Source organism: Bacillus sp. JUb11 (genome assembly GCF_024807925.1).
Classification (GTDB): Bacteria; Bacillota; Bacilli; order Bacillales; family Bacillaceae; genus Bacillus; species Bacillus altitudinis.
Window position 1 is genome coordinate 324,382 of the sequence record NZ_JANUEZ010000002.1, and the last position, 22,300, is coordinate 346,681.

General features: G+C 39.6%; 27 protein-coding genes and 1 other RNA gene. 7 read left to right on the plus strand and 21 right to left on the minus strand.

Features of this window, described 5'->3' with window-relative positions:
* Positions 1–69 precede the first annotated feature (69 nt).
* From M2369_RS04875 to M2369_RS04885, 3 genes are all read right to left on the minus strand, one after another.
* The gene (locus tag M2369_RS04875; protein ID WP_008347647.1) at positions 70–375 is read right to left on the minus strand and encodes a metal-sensing transcriptional repressor; all 306 of its coding nucleotides are present in this window, start codon (positions 373–375) and stop codon (positions 70–72) included.
* 97 nt (positions 376–472) lie between these two features.
* Positions 473–928 (minus strand): DUF6376 family protein, encoded by a 456-nt coding sequence (locus tag M2369_RS04880; protein WP_041507774.1) that lies wholly within the window; start codon positions 926–928, stop codon positions 473–475.
* Between the two features lie 254 nt (positions 929–1,182).
* Positions 1,183–2,781 carry a histidine kinase N-terminal 7TM domain-containing diguanylate cyclase gene (locus M2369_RS04885; RefSeq protein WP_058336929.1) on the minus strand — a complete coding sequence of 533 codons (1,599 nt, stop codon included), beginning with the start codon at positions 2,779–2,781 and terminating at the stop codon, positions 1,183–1,185.
* A 239-nt stretch (positions 2,782–3,020) separates the two neighbouring features.
* Between M2369_RS04885 and M2369_RS04890 the strand changes: the two genes are divergently transcribed.
* Positions 3,021–3,257: a hypothetical protein gene (locus M2369_RS04890; protein ID WP_259253507.1), complete on the plus strand. Its 237-nt coding sequence runs from the start codon at positions 3,021–3,023 to the stop codon at positions 3,255–3,257.
* Between the two features lie 52 nt (positions 3,258–3,309).
* Here M2369_RS04890 and M2369_RS04895 read toward each other — a convergent pair whose 3' ends face one another.
* The 8 genes from M2369_RS04895 to M2369_RS04930 all read right to left on the minus strand — a co-directional run bounded on the left by M2369_RS04895 (position 3,310) and on the right by M2369_RS04930 (position 11,380).
* Positions 3,310–5,583, minus strand: a complete 2,274-nt coding sequence (locus tag M2369_RS04895) for a CDP-glycerol:glycerophosphate glycerophosphotransferase (RefSeq protein ID WP_259253508.1) — start codon at positions 5,581–5,583, stop codon at positions 3,310–3,312.
* Between the two features lie 430 nt (positions 5,584–6,013).
* Positions 6,014–6,377: a transfer-messenger RNA gene (gene ssrA / locus M2369_RS04900) on the minus strand.
* A gap of 181 nt (positions 6,378–6,558) precedes the next feature.
* Entirely contained in the window at positions 6,559–7,029 is a 471-nt protein-coding gene (gene smpB, locus M2369_RS04905) for an SsrA-binding protein SmpB (RefSeq protein WP_008347658.1), read from the minus strand.
* A 139-nt stretch (positions 7,030–7,168) separates the two neighbouring features.
* The gene (rnr, locus tag M2369_RS04910; protein ID WP_024719828.1) at positions 7,169–9,508 is read right to left on the minus strand and encodes a ribonuclease R; all 2,340 of its coding nucleotides are present in this window, start codon (positions 9,506–9,508) and stop codon (positions 7,169–7,171) included.
* Between the two features lie 19 nt (positions 9,509–9,527).
* Positions 9,528–10,274, minus strand: a complete 747-nt coding sequence (locus M2369_RS04915; RefSeq protein WP_008347663.1) for an alpha/beta hydrolase — start codon at positions 10,272–10,274, stop codon at positions 9,528–9,530.
* A gap of 123 nt (positions 10,275–10,397) precedes the next feature.
* Entirely contained in the window at positions 10,398–10,631 is a 234-nt protein-coding gene (gene secG, locus M2369_RS04920) for a preprotein translocase subunit SecG (RefSeq protein WP_003212746.1), read from the minus strand.
* A gap of 187 nt (positions 10,632–10,818) precedes the next feature.
* Positions 10,819–11,109, minus strand: coding sequence for an AbrB/MazE/SpoVT family DNA-binding domain-containing protein (locus M2369_RS04925; RefSeq protein WP_008347666.1), 291 nt, complete (start codon positions 11,107–11,109; stop codon positions 10,819–10,821).
* A gap of 37 nt (positions 11,110–11,146) precedes the next feature.
* Positions 11,147–11,380, minus strand: a complete 234-nt coding sequence (locus M2369_RS04930) for a helix-turn-helix domain-containing protein (RefSeq protein ID WP_008347669.1) — start codon at positions 11,378–11,380, stop codon at positions 11,147–11,149.
* A gap of 154 nt (positions 11,381–11,534) precedes the next feature.
* On the opposite strand from M2369_RS04930, the gene M2369_RS04935 reads away from it, so the two are divergent.
* From M2369_RS04935 to catR, 3 genes are all read left to right on the plus strand, one after another.
* Positions 11,535–11,939, plus strand: coding sequence for a helix-turn-helix domain-containing protein (locus M2369_RS04935; RefSeq protein ID WP_007500204.1), 405 nt, complete (start codon positions 11,535–11,537; stop codon positions 11,937–11,939).
* 130 nt (positions 11,940–12,069) lie between these two features.
* A complete protein-coding gene (locus M2369_RS04940) occupies positions 12,070–12,471 on the plus strand; it encodes a helix-turn-helix domain-containing protein (protein ID WP_024719831.1) in 402 nt (133 codons plus the stop codon).
* An 82-nt stretch (positions 12,472–12,553) separates the two neighbouring features.
* On the plus strand, positions 12,554–12,874 hold the full coding sequence (gene catR / locus M2369_RS04945; RefSeq protein ID WP_007500199.1) for a catDE operon transcriptional regulator CatR: 321 nt from the start codon (positions 12,554–12,556) through the stop codon (positions 12,872–12,874).
* Positions 12,875–12,955: 81 nt separating this feature from the next.
* Here the strand turns inward: catR and M2369_RS04950 are convergent, their stop codons facing one another.
* Genes M2369_RS04950 through M2369_RS04965 form a run of 4 tightly spaced genes read right to left on the minus strand, consistent with a single transcriptional unit; the run spans position 12,956 to position 16,413 of the window.
* Positions 12,956–13,645 carry an ABC transporter permease gene (locus M2369_RS04950; protein WP_008347676.1) on the minus strand — a complete coding sequence of 230 codons (690 nt, stop codon included), beginning with the start codon at positions 13,643–13,645 and terminating at the stop codon, positions 12,956–12,958.
* Between the two features lie 21 nt (positions 13,646–13,666).
* Positions 13,667–14,584, minus strand: a complete 918-nt coding sequence (locus tag M2369_RS04955) for an osmoprotectant ABC transporter substrate-binding protein (protein ID WP_259253513.1) — start codon at positions 14,582–14,584, stop codon at positions 13,667–13,669.
* A gap of 13 nt (positions 14,585–14,597) precedes the next feature.
* Positions 14,598–15,251 (minus strand): ABC transporter permease, encoded by a 654-nt coding sequence (locus M2369_RS04960; protein ID WP_024719832.1) that lies wholly within the window; start codon positions 15,249–15,251, stop codon positions 14,598–14,600.
* Between the two features lie 13 nt (positions 15,252–15,264).
* Positions 15,265–16,413 carry a betaine/proline/choline family ABC transporter ATP-binding protein gene (locus M2369_RS04965; RefSeq protein ID WP_056702777.1) on the minus strand — a complete coding sequence of 383 codons (1,149 nt, stop codon included), beginning with the start codon at positions 16,411–16,413 and terminating at the stop codon, positions 15,265–15,267.
* 269 nt (positions 16,414–16,682) lie between these two features.
* Between M2369_RS04965 and M2369_RS04970 the strand changes: the two genes are divergently transcribed.
* Entirely contained in the window at positions 16,683–17,219 is a 537-nt protein-coding gene (locus M2369_RS04970; RefSeq protein WP_017359221.1) for a GbsR/MarR family transcriptional regulator, read from the plus strand.
* A 54-nt stretch (positions 17,220–17,273) separates the two neighbouring features.
* Here M2369_RS04970 and M2369_RS04975 read toward each other — a convergent pair whose 3' ends face one another.
* Complete coding sequence (locus M2369_RS04975) at positions 17,274–17,909, minus strand: MarC family protein (protein ID WP_024719834.1); 636 nt, start codon at positions 17,907–17,909, stop codon at positions 17,274–17,276.
* A gap of 118 nt (positions 17,910–18,027) precedes the next feature.
* Here M2369_RS04975 and M2369_RS04980 point away from each other — a divergent pair, with 118 nt between their 5' ends.
* A complete protein-coding gene (locus M2369_RS04980; protein ID WP_096881867.1) occupies positions 18,028–18,492 on the plus strand; it encodes a hypothetical protein in 465 nt (154 codons plus the stop codon).
* 15 nt (positions 18,493–18,507) lie between these two features.
* A complete protein-coding gene (locus M2369_RS04985) occupies positions 18,508–18,972 on the plus strand; it encodes a GNAT family N-acetyltransferase (RefSeq protein ID WP_017359218.1) in 465 nt (154 codons plus the stop codon).
* A gap of 20 nt (positions 18,973–18,992) precedes the next feature.
* On the opposite strand, the gene M2369_RS04990 is transcribed toward M2369_RS04985, so the two are convergent.
* The 5 genes from M2369_RS04990 to M2369_RS05010 are packed head-to-tail and all read right to left on the minus strand — an operon-like array spanning position 18,993 to position 22,102.
* The gene (locus tag M2369_RS04990) at positions 18,993–19,274 is read right to left on the minus strand and encodes a hypothetical protein (RefSeq protein WP_008347692.1); all 282 of its coding nucleotides are present in this window, start codon (positions 19,272–19,274) and stop codon (positions 18,993–18,995) included.
* A complete protein-coding gene (locus M2369_RS04995; protein ID WP_045034039.1) occupies positions 19,275–19,640 on the minus strand; it encodes a zinc metalloprotease in 366 nt (121 codons plus the stop codon).
* Entirely contained in the window at positions 19,637–21,034 is a 1,398-nt protein-coding gene (locus M2369_RS05000) for a hypothetical protein (protein WP_061420177.1), read from the minus strand. The genes M2369_RS04995 and M2369_RS05000 overlap by 4 nt, the downstream gene beginning before the upstream one ends.
* Positions 21,006–21,773, minus strand: a complete 768-nt coding sequence (locus M2369_RS05005) for an ATP-binding cassette domain-containing protein (protein ID WP_045034037.1) — start codon at positions 21,771–21,773, stop codon at positions 21,006–21,008. Before M2369_RS05005 ends, M2369_RS05000 begins: the two co-directional genes overlap by 29 nt.
* A gap of 59 nt (positions 21,774–21,832) precedes the next feature.
* Entirely contained in the window at positions 21,833–22,102 is a 270-nt protein-coding gene (locus M2369_RS05010; RefSeq protein WP_017368073.1) for a hypothetical protein, read from the minus strand.
* Positions 22,103–22,300 lie beyond the last annotated feature (198 nt).

Below are 22,300 nucleotides of genomic sequence, written 5' to 3' on the forward strand. Positions count from 1 at the left end.
ATCAATCATTTTCTATTTTTACTATACCCTAGTAGGGTATCATTGTAAACATAAATGATCCGCTTTTTGCTACGATTTTGTCAGCTTCGTGAAGACATTCATTAACTCCTCAATGGCTTCATCCCCATTACCGCTCTTAATGGCATCCGCTACGCAGTGATGTGTATGCTTTTCCATTAATTGAAGACTCACTTTTTTTAATGCTGCATTGACAGCAGAAATTTGATTCACGACATCTATGCAGTAACGATCGTTTTCAATCATTTGCTGAATCCCTCGCACTTGACCTTCCACTCGTTTTAAGCGATTGATTAATTGCTCTTTTTCCTTCTCAGCTCTAGGCGAAGCGATATGTCTTTCTTCTTGTTCTGTCATCTGATCACCTTTTTTCTATCATACTTGTGTTACATTCAATTAAAGCATATCTTCACCTGAAAAGGCAAAGATATGCTGTGATCACCGTTTGCTTATCCTAGTTTGTTAGTTGTTCAATATCTTGCAAAAGGCTGACCGATTGCTGAAGCTGCTTCATGAGCCCTTGTTGATCCTCTAAAATAGCTGCAGCATTGAAGTTGTCCATTTTCAATTGCTGTAAATAGGTTTGAATCTCCTCTGACAGCACTTTATTTTTCTCTATGATTTGTGCATGCAGGTCTTCTGCTATTGATGGGGCTGTGAGGTCATTAAATTCTTGAATGTCTGCTTTCAATGATTCCAGTTGCTGCGTCAAATCTGCTCTTTTGGCAGCATCTTGTACAGCTTCTTCCGCAAGCTGTGGAAAATCCTCTGTGAATTGCTGAATATCTGTCACATACTCATTTGCCTCTGTGACATATGTCGTTGTATCGTTCACTTGGTCTAACAGTCCTGAACATCCACTTAACAAAAACGTACCGGTAAATAGAAACGCCATCACATATTGTTTCAAGATCCATCATCCTTTCATCTGTATGTTGAAACCCCTCATTTGTCCAGCTCCCAACCACACAGATGCAAAAAGATCTTAAAAAAAGCCAGACCTTTGCCTCATGTGTGATAGGCAAAGGTCTGGCTAACATGTTCATGCCGGAATGGCCGAGAAACAACGGATGTTTCTGTAATGACGACCAAACCGTAAAAGCTACTCCCCTTTAGGAAACCGTTCAAATGTTATATTTATCATATCTAAATGAAGGACAACAGTCAATGAGAAGCAGGCGGAAGATCCTGCTTTTGGTACAGCATATAGTCCGAACCAGTTGATGCATAAATCCGATTACGTCCTTGGCGTTTTGACATATACAAGGCTTGATCTGCCTCAAATAGAAGCGTTTCTAATATAGAGGGATCATTCGCTGTATGGGCGACGCCAAAGCTTGCTGTCACTCTTACTTTTTTCTCATCTGTCTGAAAGAAACTCACTTCAAATGAATGTCTCATCTGTTCCGCAATATGACATGCCTCTTCAAATGAATGATGTGGTAGACAAATGGCGAACTCTTCTCCACCATATCGGCCAAATAAATCATCCATCTTCAAATGCTGCTGACAAATGGACACAACATGACGCAACGCCTCGTCTCCAATATGATGTCCATGCGTATCATTGATTTGTTTAAAGAAATCAATATCAAATAGCAATATCGCAGTATCCTGCGCATCCTCTTCCAATAACATCTGCGTTCGTTCAATAAAGGAAGACCGATTGAAGATATTCGTCAAACCATCAATATATGCTCGGCGCTCCAGCTCTTCCTGCAATAGTCGCTGCTCCGTAACATCGCTGATCACAATTTGCCTGCCCTCGACTTCGCCTCTTCTATTAAAAAGAGAAGAAGCAGTGAGATGATAATAGAAGGGCTGCTCTTTTTCCCACATTAAATCATACTGTGAATGATCCTGCGGAGAACGCAGCCACTGTATAAACGCTGGCTCTTTGATGATCCCTGAGAATATATCATCGATTTTATAGCCGATTCCCTTTTTAGCGAGCACAGGAATGATCAATGCAGCCGCAGGGTTATAATCAATCAGTGTTCGGTATCGATCCAATAGAAGAACACCTTCTGACATATGTTCAAACACACGCTCCATCGCAATGGGAGAGAGCTTAAAGAGATGAAAAGACATAATCGCCCATAAGTAGAGTGCGTTGGTTAAAAACATCACCACTGGTACTGGGTCAATGTGAAAAGGCGTGACACCTAATAAATAGATAAAAGAGGTCGTGATCGGCAATAATATTCCAACGAGCAAGATCAGCACCTGTTTCAAATATTCTTTCTTCACACGTAAAAACCAAAGCAGCATAAAAATAGCGAGCATAGAACAGCCAAATGTATAGACCCCATGAATGATATACCAATAACCAATGGTAAAATCAGCTAATAAAAACCCGTCTACTGTATTCATCGTGATGCTTCGGTAAAAGAGTGAATGAAAAGAGTTGGTGAACACCAGAATGGTGGTTAAAATTGGAATCAGCAAGAAGAGAAGCACGCGGCGCTTTGTTACATATTGATGGAAACCAGTAAACTGCAGCACAATCATTAGGCTGAACGGTGCAATGAACGGAAGACCTATGTATTGAAAACTAACCCAGAATGTAATTTCTTGAGGGGTGCGCGCCAATAATTCAAATGTATGTCCAAAAATATAAATCGCAGTTGCTCCAGACATATACATAAACAATTGACAGCCAATATACCGATGGCGATTTGCATGAGCAATGATTGATAATATTACGGACAGAATGCCAGAAACACTCATGATCACAATAAAATGTAAAACAATCGAATCCATGTAAACGCCCCAATTTCAGTTATTTAGAACTAGTCTAATCTTACTATATATGAGGACGTCTCAAATGGGAAGATGTGATTTTGATTTGGTTGGCGGTTTTTTGGAAAGCGTTCGTCATTTTACTAGTCGTGGCGCCCCATCTATTCATTACTTCTTACTTAATTTAAGGATAAAGCATATTGTTGCAAGTGAAATATCTGTACAATGTGGAGATGAATGAAAAGGAGGCTTGATAGGAGATGACTTTTTTGATCATCATGGCAGGTTTGTTTATGCTGATTCTTTTAGAGAAGCCATTTCAAAAGAAACGATCTGGTCTGTTATTTTTGATGAGTTATTTGCTGCTGCTTGCGGTTTATGTGATTCAGACAACATTTGTGGAGATCATGTCGGATGGACTTTTGATGATGATAGCGTTGATTGTGGTTTGTCCTTTGTTTGTTCGAATGATCCAGTCTTTTCAGAGGAACGCTTGACTTAGTAATAGAAAAAACCTCTACTTGTCCCATCGCAAGTAGAGGTTTAACTTTAATGATTACGAGTAAATACTTCCTTCACCACTCGTTCACTTGCTTTTCCATCTTCTAGTGAACAGAATCTTTCATGGAATACATCGTATTTTTCCTTGTAAGCATCTTTTACGCTTTCAATGTTCTGAATGCTATGAAGCACTTCTTCAGACGTATACAATAACGGACCTGGCAGATCTTTTTCGACATCAATATAAAAACCTCTCAGCACATCTTTGTATTTATCAATATCATACGTAAAGAAAAGAATCGGCTGCCTTAGGTTTGCAAAATCAAAGAATACAGACGAGTAATCCGTGATAAGGATATCACTTGAAATATATAAATCATTGATATCATTATATTTAGAATAGTCAAAGGCAAACCCTTCAAACCCTGTTAAATCAATATTATCTGAAATGAAATAATGCATTCGTAAAATGATGACATATTCTTCGCCTAACTTTTCTTTTAACAAATTTAAATCTAAAGTGAGATTAAATTTGTATTGCCCCGCTTTATGAAATTCATCATCTCTCCATGTTGGAGCATATAAAATGACTTTTTTATCAGCAGGTATACCAAGCTTCGATTTAATCTTCACTTTATCTGCTTCTGTAAAGTTTTTCAGAATATCATTTCTTGGATAGCCATATGTTAATATTTTTTCTTTCGGATACATAAATGCACTTTCGAAGATTTTTTCAGAATATGGGTTTGCTGCAATTAGATAATCCCATTTTCGAGATTGTAAATAAAATTCTTTTTTATAATCGGGATTTGCAGATACTACATTATCCATATCAAATACTAATTTCTTAAGTGGTGTTCCATGCCATGTAGATAAGATAATTTGTTCATCTTTTTTATAAAGCGACTTTGGCTGTCTCATGTTTAAAACAAAATATTTTGCCACTGTGACATAGTAAAAATAGCTCCAGCTAAATCGCTTAATTACTTTAACGTTCTTGTGCTGAAATTCTTCTTCATTTGCCACCATTTCTTTATCATTCAGAATCCAAACATGCTTCCATTGATTTGGCTCATGCTCAAGAAGATATTTAAATATCGCCTTAGGGCTATCCGAATAGTTTCTTCCTAAAAAGCTTTCATAGACAATGGTGTTAGGTTTAATAGGCAATCTTGAGAAGAACAATTGTTGAACGATTCTTTGTCTCGCTCTCTTCTTTTTCGGTTTTATGCCCTGATACAGATTATAATAGAGAACTCTCTTTTTACTCAGACGATATGCCTTATGATAATTCCCGACCTTAATTGCATTAATTTCTTTTGAATGTCTTCTCTTCAGTTTGATTGGATTTGACTCTGCATTCAAAATGGTCTGACAGGACTGATAAATAGGCGTTAAACGTTGAATGCCCTCTTTAAACACTGGGCTTTTTACAACCTTATATAAATATTGGCTGATCGCTTCAAGCTTCACTTGTTTCACTAAAGCAAAATCGTCACATTGTTCGATTGATTTGCTTAATGTTCGGAACATTTCTTCAAATCGATGATCCTGTTCTTCCTGGGAAAGTGAAGGGAAATTGATAGGATCGTTATGGATCAGCTTATAGTATAGACAAATTGATGTTTCCAAAATAGAGAATGCATCTTGATAAATTTTCATTAAGAACGGAATATCACTATACAATGGTGCGCTTTCATCAAACTGTATTTGATTGTTCAACAAATATTTCTTTTGAACAACGAACCCATGTGATTTTAATTGATAAGAAATCTTCTTAAAGAACTTTTCTTTTGCAATTTCATGATAATGAGCTGATACAACATTCTCCTCAAAAAGCATCTGCATGACTTCGTTTTCATTTGCATCAACATTTAATTTTTTCAAAACATGACTTAAGTTATCCAACGTATCATGCTGATACAAAGCCTGCTTCTTTTCCTTTAATGTTGTGTTTCTGTCTACAATTGTCTTTTTCACTTTCAGCTTAAAAACATTCAATTGTTCTTGATCAATGATTTGCTTTGCATATATCAGCGCATTGGGATGTAAGAAATCATCAGCATCTAAAAATAAGATGTACTCTCCTTGAGCTTCTTCTATGCCTTTATTTCTACTAATGCCTGCATTTGTATGAGGTCCCATATTGATTGTTCTATAATTAAAAGTATAAGGCGCTAAAATTTCTTCTAGGTGTTGACTATCTTGATGGACCAAAAGTACTTCGAAATCTTTAAAAATTTGATCATCTAAACTTTTCATGCAGTTATCAGTATACTTTTTATTGGTATCCTTATAAGGAATAACAATAGTAAATAACATAAGATCCCTCTTCCAAATTTTATATAAACAACAATGTTTGATCTTTTCATCACTTAATATGATTTAAAAAACAATAAATATTATAACAAAAACGTGTTTTTATTCAAAAAAAAGATTCGTCTAAAAAGACGACTCACTAGAAATTCGTTTATCCAAAATGTTTTCATCTATACTTCTATGATACAACAATTTATCATACTTAACATAAAAAAACCACTGTTCTAGCCGACTTGAAATAAAAATAATAAGAACGTATTTTGTCTGTATGATAACATCCAGTTTTGTTTAAGATTCAGATTGTTTAAGTTTCTAATAGCAAAGAAAAATGACGCTGTGATAGCGTCATTTCATATAACCATTCATTTTTTAAAGATGCCAGACCCGCACCAAGGGCTTTCAAACCCTTGATACGACTACATTCTAAAAGTTTTGATGGAGACGGTGGGAGTCGAACCCACGTCCAGAGACATCGATTACTTAAGCGTCTACGAGCGTAGTCAACATATTTACGTGTTCACTCATCCTCATGCCTGCTGACGGGCGCTTGGAGAGCTAGTCTGATGGATCTCTTCTTACGTCCTCAGACGAAAACGTAAGCGTAGCCTACTTCATTGGGCTCCTCACAGACACATAGGCGATGTCAGGAAGAGCTCGCTGCGCTTATTAGGCAGCTAGTGCTAAGTTTTGGTTAAAACTTTTAGTTTTGCCAGTTACATTTAGGTGCGTGTTAACGAGATCGCCTCTCGGCTCGCAGCCTAAGCTCGAACCATCCCTGTCGAATCCGTAACGTCCCCTTGTAAAAGGGATATACGGGATGGAAACGTTCTTTAGCTTAACTGCTTCCGTATATGACTATTATAACAATCTCATCGCTCGAAACAACTGGTGGTTTCTGTAAAAAGACGACAATGATTGTTTACTGCATAACATATTGTAGCATAATGCTTCCGCTCTCAGCAAGCCATCTGCATGCGTCTAGAATTGCTTTTGCCGGTCACGGAAAGCACGCTCGATTTCACGTTTCGCATCTTTTTTCTTCAGATCTTCACGTTTATCATATTTTTTCTTCCCTTTACCGACTCCAATTAGCACTTTGGCAAAGCCATTTTTCAAATAGAGTTTAATGGGAACAAGTGAGTAGCCCTCTTCCTTTGTCGCACCAATCAATTTACTGATTTGTTTGCGGTGAAGTAGCAGCTTTCTCGTTCTGAGCGGATCATGGTTATAACGGTTCCCCTGCTCGTATGGGCTTACGTGCATATTGTGAAGAAACACTTCTCCCCGTTCGATTTTGGCAAAGGAATCTTTTAAATTCACTTTTCCTGCTCGAATGGATTTGATTTCAGTTCCTTGTAATACAAGGCCGGCTTCGTATGTTTCTTCTATAAAATAATCATGATTGGCTTTTTTGTTTTGGGAAACAACCTTTCCCTCTCCCTTTGGCATTGGCGTACACCCTCCTTTTGACACAGACACGGTCCAAATCGTACGGATTATTTTATCAAACAATCCAGCTTTCGACAATGCTGATGCCACGTGGTCAAAAAGCAAATAGAGCATGGTGCCCTATTTGCTTTTTGTCACGTTACTTTTTCTTTTTGCGCTTTTGTTTCGGTGCGTTATCAAAAACGCGTTTTTTCTTTTTCTTCTTTTTACGACCTGTGAACCAGTCGCCGCCTTTATCCTCTTTGCCTTTTTCCCCAGAGGCCTTTTGACCTCCGCGTCCTTTTTTGGCTGGTGGATCTGTCCGTTTTTTGAACTTGAAGTCTTTTGGTGATTTACGGCGAGTGCCTTTCATCCCGACGATTTCAAAATCAATGGAATGCTCATCTTTATTCACACTCACCACTTTGACAGTAATTTCGTCACCGATGCGATATACATTCCCTGTCCGCTCACCGATCATGGCAAAGTGCTGTTCATCAAAACGATAGTAATCGTCTGTCATGTAGCTCACATGGACAAGGCCTTCTATCGTATTCGGCAGTTCAACGAATAGTCCGAAATTCGTGACGGAACTAATCATACCATCAAACTCTTCACCGATTTTATCAAGCATATACTCTGCCTTTTTCAGGTCATCTGTTTCGCGCTCAGCATCAACAGAGCGGCGCTCCATTGTAGATGCATGATCTGCGATTTCTGGCAACAATTGACCCCATTTTTCAAGGGTCGCTTCGTCTGTCTTTTTCTCTATTAAATAGGTTCTGATCAGCCTATGCACGATTAAATCCGGGTAACGGCGGATCGGCGACGTGAAGTGTGTATAGAATTCGGTAGATAATCCAAAATGGCCAATGCTTTCTGGATCATACTTCGCCTGTTTCATAGAGCGAAGCATCACAGTTTGAATGACGACTTCTTCTGGTTGATCTCTGACAGCATCGAGGACACTTTGAAGTGCGCGCGGGTGAATGTTCGTTGACGTTCCTTTCACAATGTAACCAAACGTCGTCACGAACTCTAAAAAGCGCTGAAGCTTCTCAGGATTTGGTTCTTCGTGAATTCGGTAAATGAACGGAACATTCATCCAGTGGAAATGCTCGGCAACTGTTTCGTTTGCCACCAACATGAATTCTTCAATTAATTTTTCGGCAACAGAACGCTCACGAATGACTACGTCTTTCGCTGCGCCTTCATCATCTACAAGTACTTTTGCTTCCTTGAAGTCAAAGTCGACTGCTCCGCGCTCCATTCGCTTGTCACGCAGAATTTCTGCAAGCTTCTCCATCTCTTGGAACATTGGTACTAACGGCTCGTATTTGTCTAAAAGCTCTTCATCTTGGTCAACTAAAATCTTATTCACATCGGAATAGGTCATTCTTTCCGTCGTTTTGATCACACTTTGGAAAATTTCGTGTTTGACGACTTTCCCACTTCGATCAATGATCATTTCACAAGAGAGTGTGAGACGATCAACCTTCGGATTCAATGAGCAAATGCCATTTGACAGGCGATGAGGAATCATTGGAATAACGCGGTCGACAAGATACACACTCGTTCCGCGCTCATAGGCTTCCTGATCAATCGGCGAATTCTCTGTAACATAATGAGAAACGTCTGCAATGTGCACGCCGAGCTTATATTTGCCATCATCGAGCTTTTGCACGGTTACGGCATCATCTAAGTCTTTTGCATCTGCACCGTCAATCGTCACAATCGTTTCATTGCGCAGATCACGTCTACCTTCAAGGTCCTTTTCATCAATCGTTTCAGGTGTGTCTACTGCCTGCTGGAGCGCTTCTTCCGGAAACTCACCTGGCAGCCCGTGTTTATGAATAATCGACAAAATATCGATGCCAGGGTCATTTTTGTGACCGAGAATTTCCGTCACTTCACCCTCTGCGCTCATTCTTCCTTCTGGATAGCTTGTCAGCGTGACAACGACTTTATGACCTTCAACCGCTCCGTTTTTAGCGGATTTCGGAATGAAGATATCGTTTGTGATTTTTTTATCATCAGGAATGACAAAACCAAAGCTTTTCGTTTCTGTATAGGTACCGACAACCGTCTGAGTATTACGCTCCAGAATACGGATGACCGTTCCTTCTTTTTTGGTGCCATTTGATTTGTGGCTGACACGAACCATGACGGTGTCGCCATTCATTGCTGTGCCTAGCTCATTTGGCGGAATGAAAATATCATCCTGTCCAAACTCTTCTGGTGTCACAAATGCAAATCCTTTTGCATGCGCAGACAGCTTCCCTTTTACCAAGTTCATTTTTTCCGGTACACCATAGCGGTCGCTGCGGGTACGGACGATCAGTCCCTGATCCTCTAATATCACAAGTGCTTTGACGAGCTCTTTATAATCATCTGGATTGGTAATTTCCATCATGACTTCTAATTCCTGTACCGTTAATGGTTTGTACGCCTCTTCTTGCATAAACGCAAGTAATTCATCCATAAATTCTTCTTTTTGCACACTCTAACCCCCTATATATTTAAATTGACCAATCGAGTGATTCTAAGAATGCATATACATCCTGATGAACCTTCTCCCGCTCTTTATCAAGCGTGATAACATGGCCCGATTCTTCATACCACTTTAAATGTTTTTCATCTGTCTCTACTTCGTTATAAATAATGTTTGCACTGTCTGTATTAATCATATGATCATGACGTGCCTGAACAACAAAAGTAGGTGAATAAATCATGTCAACATTGTTTCTGACATCTGCAATGAGTTCTTGAAGAGCCTTGAGTGTACCCATTGGTGTTTTCTTGAACTCTTCCATCTCTTGCTCAATTTGATCCTCTGACTTACCCTCGAATTTTTTATAGTTACGGGCATAATCTAGTACACCCTGGTACATGACTTCTTCACTTTTTATGTACATAGGTGCACACATAGGTACAATTCCCTTTACAGGTACAGTGTAACCTAATTTCAATGAAAAAACTCCTCCGAGGGATAGTCCGCAGACCGCAATTTCCTCATAACCTTCGTCTTTTAAAAATTGATAGCCTTCTTCTACATCTTTCCACCAATCTGTAGGACCTGTATGAACAAGCTCCTCTGGCGGTACACCGTGTCCTTTGTATTGAGGTGCATGGCATGTATAGCCTCTTTCATTCAAATAACGCCCAAGCATACGAACATCGGCTGTATTCCCAGTAAAACCGTGAAGAAGAAGCACCGCTTTTTCTCCACCTTTAAACGTAAATGGTTTTGGTGTAACAACTTTCATGATGTGACTTCCTTTCCTTCTGATATGGTTTATATTTTCCACTTGTATGTATGAAACAAACACAAAAGAGTGCTGATAATAAAAAAAGGTCTGAAAAAAGATCAGACCTTCTGTTACTCGCGCCTACACGCCTAAATATGCCAATGCAAGTGTTAAGATGAAGAAAAGCACTGACAAAATGACAGTTAATCGGTGAAGAATCAAGTCAAGACCTCTCGCTTTTTGCTTACCGAAAAGCTGCTCGGCTCCACCTGAAATAGCGCCTGACAGTCCTGCACTTTTACTTGATTGTAATAATACAACGATGATAAGTGCGATACTGACAATTACGAGTAATGTGATAACAAATGCGTGCATGAAAACACCTCCAGACAAACTGGTACACATAACTTTATTTTACATGAAAACAAGGTGCATGTCACGAAACATCAAAATAAAGATTTCCTATATATTGTCGACTTTATATGTCATTTTGATTCAATTTCGCTCCAATGGATTGTATGCAGCATTTTTTATATGCAATTTTTGAGGTTAAAAAGCGTTTTTAGCGAGTTGCTTCTTCTTTTAAGAGCTGTTTTAATTCTACTAACAACCTTTCAGCTCCTTCAGGACTCAGCACGACGTTACCATTTCCATAGCTTTTGTTGTATTTCGTTATTTGGCCAGTTAATAAGCAGCTCTTATCTGCATCATATTTTTTCAGCATAATGGTTTGATCTTCGATGAAAATTTCTAACAGCTGCTCTTCTTTTATATTGAGTACCTTTCGCATTTCTGAAGGCAGAACAATTCTGCCAAGCGAATCGATGTGTCTTACCATTCCAGTTCTTTTCAATGAAGCCGCCTCCTTAATGATCATACAATGATTTCATTCATTGACTTTTGTCAACATCTTCATAGTAAAATAAATCTTCAAATTTTTTATCAAAGTAATGAATCATTTTACCAATGACAAGCTGTCCTGGCTTCCGGTGACCATTCAATACCCTGCTGAGTGTGGCAGGAGAGATGCCAATTTCATCTGCGAGCTGATTTAAAGACATATCGTTTTCGATCATATACTGCATCACAAAAGCCCGCCTGATCTGAATCTTTTCGACCATCATTACAACCTCCTATAGGATCAATATGTACAACATGTAGGACTCTCATATCTCCCGGATTCATTAACTTATGTCAACACTTTTACGCCCTTTCTATTTCCTTTGGTCAATGATCATACTAAAATAAGTCATATACTGAAATGTGAGGTTCGATGACATGAATCACTTTGGTGAACAATTACGCATTTTAAGAGAGAATAGAAAGATGTCTGTCAATCAACTCGCCATGTATTCAGGCGTAAGCGCTGCCGGTATTTCTCGGATTGAGAATGGAAAGCGTGGTGTGCCAAAGCCTTTAACCATAAAAAAATTAGCACGCGCTTTGAAGGTGCCTTATGAGGATTTAATGCTGCTTGCCGGTTATATTGAACAGGAAAAAGTGCATGAAATGAAACCGAAATATGAATCCATATTAAAAATCTATCAAACGGCGCTTCAAAAGGATGTAGAACATCTCCCTATTTTCGATGGAGACCAATGGGAAACACTCACCGCACAAGACATCAGCCAGCTGAATCAATACTTTCTCACGCTCATTAACCAAAAAAAGGCGAACAAATAGCGGGGCATAAACATAAGATACATCCACCATTAACTAATGTCAATATTTTCATGGTACACTTATTGCCAATAGTCAACAAATCGAGTACACTAGAGATAACTAATCTTTAACCATGTGAGGTTTTGAGTTGATGAACTTCGGTGCATATTTAAGAGCATTACGTGAGAAAAGGAAACTATCGGTGAACCAATTAGCGATGTATTCAGAGGTCAGCGCTGCTGGTATTTCTCGGATTGAAAACGGGAAACGTGGCATTCCGAAACCTCCTACAATTAAAAAACTAGCAGGTGCATTAAAAGTACCTTATGAGGACATGATGCAGGCTGCAGGGTATATTGAAGAAGCATCTTCTGCCTATGTCATAAAGGAAGAAGAAACGGCTTTTACCCAAATAAAAGAAGCAGCAGAGCACTATGAACTTGATGATCTTGAAATATTTAATGGGGACATATGGTCCACCCTTTCTAAACATGAAATAGAGGATTTAAACCGCTATTTATTATTTCTACTAAACAGCCGTTCGTCATCGTAAAATGTTTTGATCATTGACAAGCTTTTTGCGCCGATTTTTGACAGAATTACGGTATAATGGGTTCAGATTGGAGTGAAGAAAGATGAATCAATCTGATATGTGCCCACGGTTTGAAAAAGCAGTTGAGTTATTAAGTAAACGCTGGGTGGCACTGATTGTTTTTCAGCTTCTCTCAGGTTCACAGCGCTTTAGTGAAATCGAAGCAGCTCTGACCAATTTAAGCGGAAGGGTTTTATCTGAGAGATTAAAAGAGCTGGAAGCAGCAGGCATTGTAAAACGGGAGGTTTTTGCTGAAACACCCGTGCGTATTGAGTATTCATTAACTGATATGGGGCGCTCACTTGCACCCGTTTTTGAGGAAATTGCGAAGTGGTCCTCTGAATGGATCACACTTGAATCATAAATGTCTCCTGATGTGAGCCGCCTAATCATGATAAAAAAACCTCCCCTACAGATGTAGAGGAGGTTTTGTCTTTTCATGCATTTATGCGGACGTCATGTTTTTTTCAGCTAATGCCTTGCTTTCTTTTTTCTTGTTGGTTGGGCTTAAATAGCGTTCAAGCCAGCCCATGACAAGGTCAGCAATAATGGCCATGAGCGCAGTTGGAATAGCACCTGCTAAAATAATGGCTGTTCCGTTTGTCGCGTTTGATCCTCTGATGATAATATCACCAAGTCCTCCAGCACCAACAAATGTCCCAATCGCTGTAATACCGATTGCGATCACAAGTGCGGTTCTTAAACCAGCCATAATGACAGATAAAGCAAGCGGTAATTCAACCATTCTCAGCACTTGCCATTTCGTCATGCCCATCGCTTTCCCCGATTCTAAATAGGCATGCTCAATGCTGACAATACCTGTGTACGTGTTACGGATAATCGGCAGAAGCGAATATAAAAAGAGTGATAAGATGACTGTATTTGCACCAAGTCCTAATACAAGCATCAACACAGAAAGCATCGCTAACGCTGGAATGGTTTGAATGACATTGGTTATCGCGAACACCCAATTGCTCAGTTTGCGGTAATGCGCCACAAAGATGCCGACTGGTATTCCGACAATTGCCGCAAACAATACCCCATACGCTGACATGAGGAAATGCCGGTAAAATTCTTCTAACACATATGAACCGTTCTGTTGATAATACGCCCATAATTGCTGTAGTGTGTCCATCAGCTCTGACACCTCCCAATCTTACTCAAAGTAATTGTGTTTCTTTAGAAAATCTCTCGCAACAGTCGCTGGTTCTTTTAGTTCTCCATCGACTTGATAATTGAGCTCTTGCATTTGTTCGGTATCGATTTTTCCAATCAACCTGTTGATCACCTTGTCCAGTCCTGGATTTTCTTTTAATATCTTCTCAGGGACAACTGGTGATGCATCGTATGGTGGGAAGAATCGTTTATCATCTTTTAAGATTTTGAGATTATACGCTTTGATCCGGCCATCTGTTGAATAGGCAAGCACAATATCCATTTTTTCATTTTTCAATGCGTCATAGACTAGCCCGATCTGCATCGGAAAAGTGCTTCCAAATTCAATTCCGTATGTTTTCACAAACCCTTCGTAACCGTCACCTTTCTTTTTCAGCCAAATATTATCCACACCGAAGCGATAATTTTTGGCATTCTTTTTTAAATCAGAGACTGTTTCTAGGTTGTTTTCCTTCGCCATCTTCTGCGTCACAGCAAAGGCATACGTATTATCAAACCCATAGGAATCAAACCATTTGTAATCATAGCGTTTTTTGAATTCTTTCTGGACGATTTCCATTGCACGCTTTGGATCTTTTTCTGCATCCATTCCTAGCGTACTTGTTAAATCCGTGCCTGTATATCGTGTTGCTGAAATGTCGACATCCCCGTTTTCCATTGCTTTTTGCTGCACCGTATTTGAGCCTAAATTCTTCACAATGGTTGTCTTTTTATCTGTGTAATGCTCAATGATGTCTCCCACCATATAGGCCATAATTTCTGATTCTGTAAAGTTTTGTGCACCGATTCGCAGCGTGCTCCCTGAAGAGCCGGCTAGTCCAGGAAGTGAACAGCCACTTATGAATAGCAAGCATCCGGCAAGCAGTGCACTGATCCATTTTGTTTTTCGATTCTTCACATGAGCCAACTCCTTATGAAACTTCCTTCAATCCTTTTAAGCCTTCTGGTGTTACTTTTTTCTCAAGCTTCATCAATGTAAGGTCAATGATGACCGCTAAAATAGTGACAGGGATTGCACCCGCAATAATGTATTCCGGCTGGTAAAGCTGAAGCCCAATTAAAATGTAGTCACCAAGACCGCCTCCACCGATAAAAGCAGCAAGTGTTGTCCACCCAATTAAATAAATCGTTGAGGTTCTGACACCTGCCATAATGACCGGAACAGCAAGCGGCAGTTCCACAAGACGAATTTGTTCCCATGTCGTCATGCCAATTCCTTTTCCAGATTCAAGCAAGTTTTTGTTCACACCTTGAACACCGGCATACGTATTTCTTAAAATAGGCAAAACGGAATAGAAAAATAGCGCAACGATCGCAGGTATTTTTCCAACTCCCAAAATAGGAATAAAAAATGCAAGAATCGCTAAACTAGGGAGTGTTTGAAAGATATTCACGATGCCGATGACAAAACCGGCGCCTCTTTTCATTCGTGTAAGAATGACGCCTAAAGGAACGGCCACGATAATGCCTAACACAACGGCAATTAAAGAAATGTATAAATGCTCCCACATTTTTGTGAGGAGTTCCCCACCATTTTTCTCAAGAAAATCGATGATTTGATCCATGTGTACACCTCCCTTAGTTCATTTCAGTGACAGCCTCCGGGGTATCTTCTCCCCAAATAGAGTCATATACGACATCTACAAGACTTGCACGTGTGACGATGCCTTTTAAGTGCCCTGTTGCATCGACAACCGGTACATATTTAATGCCGCGTATTAAGATCTTTCGGACAGTATCTCTAAGAAGTGCACCTTCTTGTACTGTATAAAATTCTGTATTTAAAATATCGCCAACGAAGGCTGCTTTTCTGCGGTTTGCATCGATGGTTTCAATGTCGATATAGCCTTTCAGCACATGATTTTCATCAACGACAAGCAGGGAATCAACCCGCTTTTCTCTCATAATAAAGATGGCATCTGTCAACGTTTTTTCGACGGTAATTGTGACTGGGGACGTGTTCATCATTTGTTCCACACGTTCCATATTCGGGTTTGACTGAAGTAGGCGTTCTTTCCCGATGAATTCTTCTACGAATTCGTTCACAGGGTTACGTAAAATATCATCTGGCGTGCCCACTTGGACAATCTCTCCATCTTTTAAAATGACAATGCGGTCTGCAAGTTTAATCGCTTCATCCATGTCATGTGTGACAAATACGATTGTTTTATTTAACGTTTTTTGCAGTTTCTTAAATTCTTCCTGCAATGAATCTCTTGTAATTGGGTCAAGTGCTCCAAATGGTTCATCCATCAGGATTAAAGGGGGTTCTGCTGCGAGTGCGCGAAGAACGCCGATACGCTGCTGCTGTCCTCCACTGAGTTCATGCGGGTAACGCTCTAAGTATTCTGGCCCCATGTCGACGAGTTTGAGCAATTCACGCGCTCGTTCTTTTCTTTTTTCTTCCGGCCACTTCAGCAGCTTCGGCACAAGGGAAATGTTTTGTGCGATGGTCATATGAGGGAAAAGTCCAATTTGCTGAATCACATAACCAATTTCTCTTCTTAATTGGACTGGATCTTTTTTCATAATGTTTTCTCCCTCGATGAATATGTTTCCTGAGGAAGGTTCAATCAGTCGGTTAATCATCTTCATGGTTGTCGTTTTACCACAGCCACTCGGTCCAATAAAACAAATAAATTCTCCTTTTGCTATTTCTAAATCAATATTTTTGACAGCTTTTTTTCCGCCTTTATACGTCTTAGATACATTCTCTAGTTTCAGCAAATGAGACACCTCCAATTAGTCGGATATATATTTTCAGAAAATTTACACCTTATTTATTATAGTGCAAACTTTATAAAATAAAAAGTTTACGATGTGTTTGTATTGCATAAGATTTATTTAAAATTTTCAGTTAACGGCCTGATATGTACCGATCCCTCCTTTTTCCTCCAACTTACGAGCAAATACTCAATATTTATTGTTTTCATCAACAAACAGGTATATGATATATTGTGTTACAAATTGTCAGTCGTGAAGGGATGAAGCGGGGAATGGACAAGCAAGCGTTAGGCGCCATTCAAAAAGCACAGGATCATTATATTGAAAAAGCTGCCGAGAACATGAATGCCTTTGGTCTTTCTGCCACAGTGGGTAGAGTGCTTGGTATCATTCATATGAACCGTAAACCAATGACGCTCGGTGAGCTCTCAGAGGCGACCGGCATGAGCAAAACAAGAATGAGTCAAGTCGTTCGAGAAATGCTTGATTTGAATATTGCTGAAAAGGTTTATGAAAAAGGAATACGCAAAGATTTATACGACGTTGAGCAAGATCAATATCAAACCTTTATTTCATTGTTTGCAGCCAATTGGTCACGTGTTGTCAGCAAAAATCGCAAGGCACATAAGAAGACATGCAAGGAATTGCTGGAGCTGCTTGAACAAGATGACCTGCCAGAAGAAACAGTAGATAAAATCAATCTTCTTCTTTCAGAAATCAAGGAAAGTCTCGATTATTATGACTGGATTAGCCGTTTAATTGAGTTCTTTGAAAGTGAAGAAGTATTTCAACATGTGCCAAAACCTTAAAAAAGCTGTTTTATTTTACAATTTTGTAGAAAAAAACAGCTTTTTTATATACACTTATGACATCAGCATTGGGAACATCCCTTTGATGCCTGCGCCTATCATCTCAACTGCCACAACAGCTAGAATCAATCCCATTAATCGTGTCACGACATTCATCTCTGTTTTCCCCATTTTTCGCATAATGAAACTTGAATAATGAAATGCATAATAGGTCATGGCAAGTACGACCACAATGCCAATAAGAATCGCAAGCAGATGAAGCGTTACTTGGTGGCTTCCTGGGGTTAAGCTCATGACGGTCGCAATTGTACCAGGTCCGGCAATGATCGGAATGGCGAGTGGGGTCACCGAAACATCAGCCTTCTCTTTGCTCTCTGCCTTTTCATCCGAATGAGGGTTTTGAACATGTGATTCTTTTGCATTTAGCAAATTGTAAGCGATACCAAAAATAAAAATACCTCCGGCGATACGGAGTGCATGGATATCAATGCCAAACAATTTGAAAATGAGCCTGCCTGCCAAAAGAAAGGCAATCAAAATCATAAAAGACACAACAATCGCTTTTTTGGCCGTCTGGGATCGTTCTTTTTCTGAGTAGCCTTCTGTTAAAGTGATGAAAAGAGGCACGTTTCCAATGGGGTTTGAGACAGCAAATAGTGACACAATGACATGAATCATAAAGGAAATCAACAGACACCCTCCTTTTTTCATAGTGTCTGCTAATCTGATGCGAATATTCCCTTGTTCTGTTAAAACCTGGTTTGTTTTAACCGATGATAATAGAGGTTTAACGAAAGGGGAATAGAACATGAAAAAAAACATCACGATCATTGTCTTGTCTGTGATCATCCTAGGTGCAACTGGCTGGATTGTGTGGCAGCAGCAGTCGCTCACCGCATCAGAGAATAAACACCAACAAGAAATGAGAAAGAATGATGAGCAGCTGACACAATTAAAGTCAGAAGGAACGGATATGAAAGATGAAATGGATGGTCAAAAAAAGGAATTGTCCACCGTCACAAACAAGCTGAAGAAAGAAAAGAAGGCGCATCAAAAAGAAATCAAACAACGTAAAGCGCTTGAATTGAAAATAGACCAACTTCAAAAAGAACTGGCATCAGCGAAAGCAACGGCTCAAGCGAATAAGCAGGCAGCACAAACGACTAGGAAAGCAACTGTCAAAAAGGACCCAAATGTCACCCATCATCCTCCTTCTCAATGGGTGCAGGATCAATATGATTGGGGTGTTAAACAAGGGTATATCAAAGAATAGAGAGGATGAAATGATTTGATACAGATTCGGCCATTGTCTCATGATCAATCTGTTCCTATGGATCTTTTACTATTAGCTGACCCTTCAACTGAAAAAGTCCTTGCCTATGTACAATCTGGTTCTTGTTATGTTGCTTTTCATAAACAGGACATGATTGGTGTGTATGTGCTGACGCCACTGTCTCAGCAGACAGTGGAAATCATGAATGTCGCCGTGAAGGAGTCATGGCAAGGTAGAGGAATTGGGAAGCAGCTGATCCGCCATGCTATTTCAGAAGCCAAGGCAGCTGGCTTTCATACAATTGAAATTGGCACAGGCAACTCTAGTATTCAGCAGCTCGCCCTTTATCAAAAATGCGGTTTTCGCATGGCGTCTATCGATCACGATTTCTTTCTGAAGCACTATGATGAACCGATTTATGAGAACGGTATTCAATGTATGGATATGGTGCGGTTGTCACTCGTTCTTCAAGCAGACTGACTTCATTCAGCCTGCTTTTTTTATGTTCTGCTCTTTTTCACTGCATGAATCACATATTGAATCAAGAAGTAGAGAGCGGCACCCGCTAAAAAACAGACCACGCACCCAAAGAGCGTTGCCTCTGAGCTGAATTGATACTGTTCAATTTTCATGATATAAAATGGCATACCAAAGAGAGTTGGACTTGATTCAACATGATGAACCTCTAGCAGCATTAAAAATACTGGCGTCATAAACACAGCAAACACATAAAGCATCGCAAGCGTTAAGCCGCTAGAAAACGAATGAAATACTTTAACCATTTAGTTCTCTCCTTTCATCTCTTTTAAACTGGTGATGATATTTTTCCCGTCTGGGCAAGCTGGATGCAGCATCACTGTATTTAATAAAGAAAAAAGCAGCAATGGATGCGTCAATGGATGCCCCCACATGAAGAAAAGCACACCCGAGCAGATCACTGGAAACACAGGACCTGCAAGTGCCACCATCACATTAAAACCCGGCCGTGAAAATTTCTCATGAACAATCGACACGTGCTTCCAATCGATCATCACCACATAATCAAAGATGGGTCTTTTTTGAATTTTGTTGCACACCATCACCATCAGGATATGACCGAGTTCATGAATGAGCACAACTGCTATTAAGCAAAATAAAAGCGTCATCATCGCACAATCGGCCTCTTTAGCATGGCAGCATATATGAAGATGAAGAATGCGGCTGAACAAGCCATATAGGCAGTTGAGAGCAGCTGGATATTTGCTGAAAGCCACTGGACTAAAAGCATATCCAACATACTGAACACAGCAATCATCATCACGATCACAAACAGTTTATTAAATTCACTAATCTTCACGACAAACCCGACACATGCCGCCATGACAGTGATCAATAAAATGGACAAACTCGCCAAACCGTGCCCTTCACTTTCGACCCCTATCATGAAATAAGCAAGCCCGATATAGACAAAATAAATCAATACATTCATTGTGTAATAAAATAAAATTCTTGATAATAAATAGGCACCCTTTGATGTATTTAACATAAAAATGGCTCGCTGATGGAGATGATATTCCCTGCCAATCATCAGAGGAAGCATAATAAGGATCTCTTTTAAGGCAAACTGCACAATAAAAGCAAACAGCCAGCCAGTCTCTGCCGGAGTAAAGATCAATGGAAGACCTATCGTGAAACAGACAAGAAACAGGAACAAAATACCTTGTTCTTTAAACACAGCTGATCGGCTAAAATAAACAAGCTCCTGCCGCAGATGTGTGAAAAATGAAGAATCTGATCTGATTTTTTGGTAAGAAAACGACTTCACCTCTACCTTTAGCTGCAAAAACATTCGATTGACATAACAAGCCGCCAAGCCCTTCAGCCAAAACCACCCTGCACATAGAAAGATCATCATAAATACAAGATAGATAGACGGCCATACGTGAATCATCTCAACCGCTTTTTGAAAAAGGAGAAATCCGAAAGCACCGAGCGTCACAAATCCAATCGTTTGCAACAGTAAATGCTCTTTTGTTTTTGATATAAAATGGCTCACACCAATGCGTATCAGCATCCAAGAAGCAAGCGTATAGAGTGCCAATCCACAGCAAGTGATCCCTACCACAATGATCCAATACAAAGATAGTGTAACGCCGCTAATGATCAGCCCTAATAGGATGGGTAAAAAAAGCAGACCAAGCATGATGAAACAAAACAGCACCGGAAAGAAATACACACAAAGGACAAATGAGACACTTTGCATCGCACTATTCAAAAAGAAGAACTGATACTCTTGACGCTTCATTTTATGACGGGAAAAGACAATACCTGCTCCCAAAAGCAGCAGGGTCATTTTCACAAATTGAAGGTATAAAGCAACTGGTTCGTTCTCCCCTACTTGCATAAAAAAACGCAGGCTCATGACAACGTATATGGAGTAAATCAACAAGAAAAAAACGGCTACTGAAAGAAGCTGTAAAGGATATTTTTTGCCGAGCTGCTTGATTTTCGTTGTGAGCATGCCCCATTCTATTTTATGAAGAACGTGTCGTGTCCAAGTCATTGAGCAACCTCTCCACCTGCATATAGTAATCTTGATTCACTTCTTTATAAATATCCTCAAGTGCTTGATGAGGGAATGTTTTGTTTGTTTCTTGACGTGACATATCCAGCTTGATATCACCGTTTCTTAAGATCATGAGGTGATCATACAATGTCTCACCAAAGCCCAAATGATGGGTAGAAATGAGAATGCCTGCACCTTGATCTCTCAGCTTCATGAGCACCTTTTTTAAGATGATCATCATATCTGGATCAAGTCCATTTGTAGGCTCGTCGAATACATAATAATCACAAGGCCTGAGGAGCTGTGAAATGATTTGGGTTTTCTTTTGATTGCCATGAGACAACTGGGCAATTGGCTGATCCATATAAGGTCTCAGCTCAAAAAGATCGACGAAGGCCTCTTCTCGAGGTCCATTTCGTTTGTCTGGAAGCTGGAGTAAATGAAAATATTCTCTCGGCGTTAAATAATCAAACAAAGCATGATCATCAGGAATATAGGAAACATGTTCTTTCAAAAAGGAGATATGTGCTGAGGATTGAAAATTCAGCTGTTTACCATGCAAAGAGACAAAACCCGTAAATGGTGTCAGGCCAAACATAGACTGAATCATCGTGGTCTTTCCTGCACCATTATGCCCCAAAAGCAGAAGCATACGTCCTTTCTCTACATTTAACTGAATATCGCGGAGAGAAAAGGTGCGGCTATACGTTTTTTCTGTTAAGTGTAATGTCAGCATCATGTCCCTCCATTTATTTCAGATAGAACAGATGACCCCGCATCTGTTCTCACCATTTGTTAGAAGCCGCATTTGATTTTAATATACATGCCTAAAAATTTGAACTCTCCTAAAAATTTCGAGCCTTTTCCAAATGTTTTGCATGCCCAAATCAAAGCGGCAACTGTCACAATGCCTAAGATAGCGGCAAGGACATAAATCCAAAATGCATTTTTCTGTACGTTCTTAGAAGTTAGAATTCGTTGCTTCCTTTCATCATATGCCGCCAGTAGGTGAAGGACATACATGTACACGCCTACTGGAAAACGAAGGCTAAAAGGATTCAGCATCTCATCACCCCCTAATATATGTAAAATGATACCACCTCCATGCAAATAGCATAAGTTCAATTCAGATCATATTTTTAGTAGAGTTTTCATGATTTATTGCTTATAAATCGTCAAGCTCATCGTTTCTCCTCTGACTGAAGGATGATTTTTTACAAAAATAGGATATGACAAAGGAAGCAGAGCTAATTCTCTTGAGCC

Excerpts from the sequence above, each read along its gene's own strand:
- M2369_RS04875 (WP_008347647.1), bottom strand. The coding sequence starts at position 375 with ATGACAGAACAAGAAGAAAGACATATCGCTTCGCCTAGAGCTGAGAAG.
- M2369_RS04885 (WP_058336929.1), bottom strand. The coding sequence starts at position 2,781 with ATGGATTCGATTGTTTTACATTTTATTGTGATCATGAGTGTTTCTGGC.
- M2369_RS04890 (WP_259253507.1), top strand. The coding sequence starts at position 3,021 with ATGACTTTTTTGATCATCATGGCAGGTTTGTTTATGCTGATTCTTTTA.
- M2369_RS04895 (WP_259253508.1), bottom strand. The coding sequence starts at position 5,583 with ATGTTATTTACTATTGTTATTCCTTATAAGGATACCAATAAAAAGTAT.
- smpB (WP_008347658.1), bottom strand. The coding sequence starts at position 7,029 with ATGCCAAAGGGAGAGGGAAAGGTTGTTTCCCAAAACAAAAAAGCCAAT.
- M2369_RS04915 (WP_008347663.1), bottom strand. The coding sequence starts at position 10,274 with ATGAAAGTTGTTACACCAAAACCATTTACGTTTAAAGGTGGAGAAAAA.
- secG (WP_003212746.1), bottom strand. The coding sequence starts at position 10,631 with ATGCACGCATTTGTTATCACATTACTCGTAATTGTCAGTATCGCACTT.
- M2369_RS04930 (WP_008347669.1), bottom strand. The coding sequence starts at position 11,380 with ATGATGGTCGAAAAGATTCAGATCAGGCGGGCTTTTGTGATGCAGTAT.
- M2369_RS04935 (WP_007500204.1), top strand. The coding sequence starts at position 11,535 with ATGAATCACTTTGGTGAACAATTACGCATTTTAAGAGAGAATAGAAAG.
- M2369_RS04940 (WP_024719831.1), top strand. The coding sequence starts at position 12,070 with ATGAACTTCGGTGCATATTTAAGAGCATTACGTGAGAAAAGGAAACTA.
- catR (WP_007500199.1), top strand. The coding sequence starts at position 12,554 with ATGAATCAATCTGATATGTGCCCACGGTTTGAAAAAGCAGTTGAGTTA.
- M2369_RS04950 (WP_008347676.1), bottom strand. The coding sequence starts at position 13,645 with ATGGACACACTACAGCAATTATGGGCGTATTATCAACAGAACGGTTCA.
- M2369_RS04960 (WP_024719832.1), bottom strand. The coding sequence starts at position 15,251 with ATGGATCAAATCATCGATTTTCTTGAGAAAAATGGTGGGGAACTCCTC.
- M2369_RS04970 (WP_017359221.1), top strand. The coding sequence starts at position 16,683 with ATGGACAAGCAAGCGTTAGGCGCCATTCAAAAAGCACAGGATCATTAT.
- M2369_RS04980 (WP_096881867.1), top strand. The coding sequence starts at position 18,028 with ATGAAAAAAAACATCACGATCATTGTCTTGTCTGTGATCATCCTAGGT.
- M2369_RS04990 (WP_008347692.1), bottom strand. The coding sequence starts at position 19,274 with ATGGTTAAAGTATTTCATTCGTTTTCTAGCGGCTTAACGCTTGCGATG.
- M2369_RS04995 (WP_045034039.1), bottom strand. The coding sequence starts at position 19,640 with ATGATGACGCTTTTATTTTGCTTAATAGCAGTTGTGCTCATTCATGAA.
- M2369_RS05000 (WP_061420177.1), bottom strand. The coding sequence starts at position 21,034 with ATGACTTGGACACGACACGTTCTTCATAAAATAGAATGGGGCATGCTC.
- M2369_RS05005 (WP_045034037.1), bottom strand. The coding sequence starts at position 21,773 with ATGCTGACATTACACTTAACAGAAAAAACGTATAGCCGCACCTTTTCT.
- M2369_RS05010 (WP_017368073.1), bottom strand. The coding sequence starts at position 22,102 with ATGCTGAATCCTTTTAGCCTTCGTTTTCCAGTAGGCGTGTACATGTAT.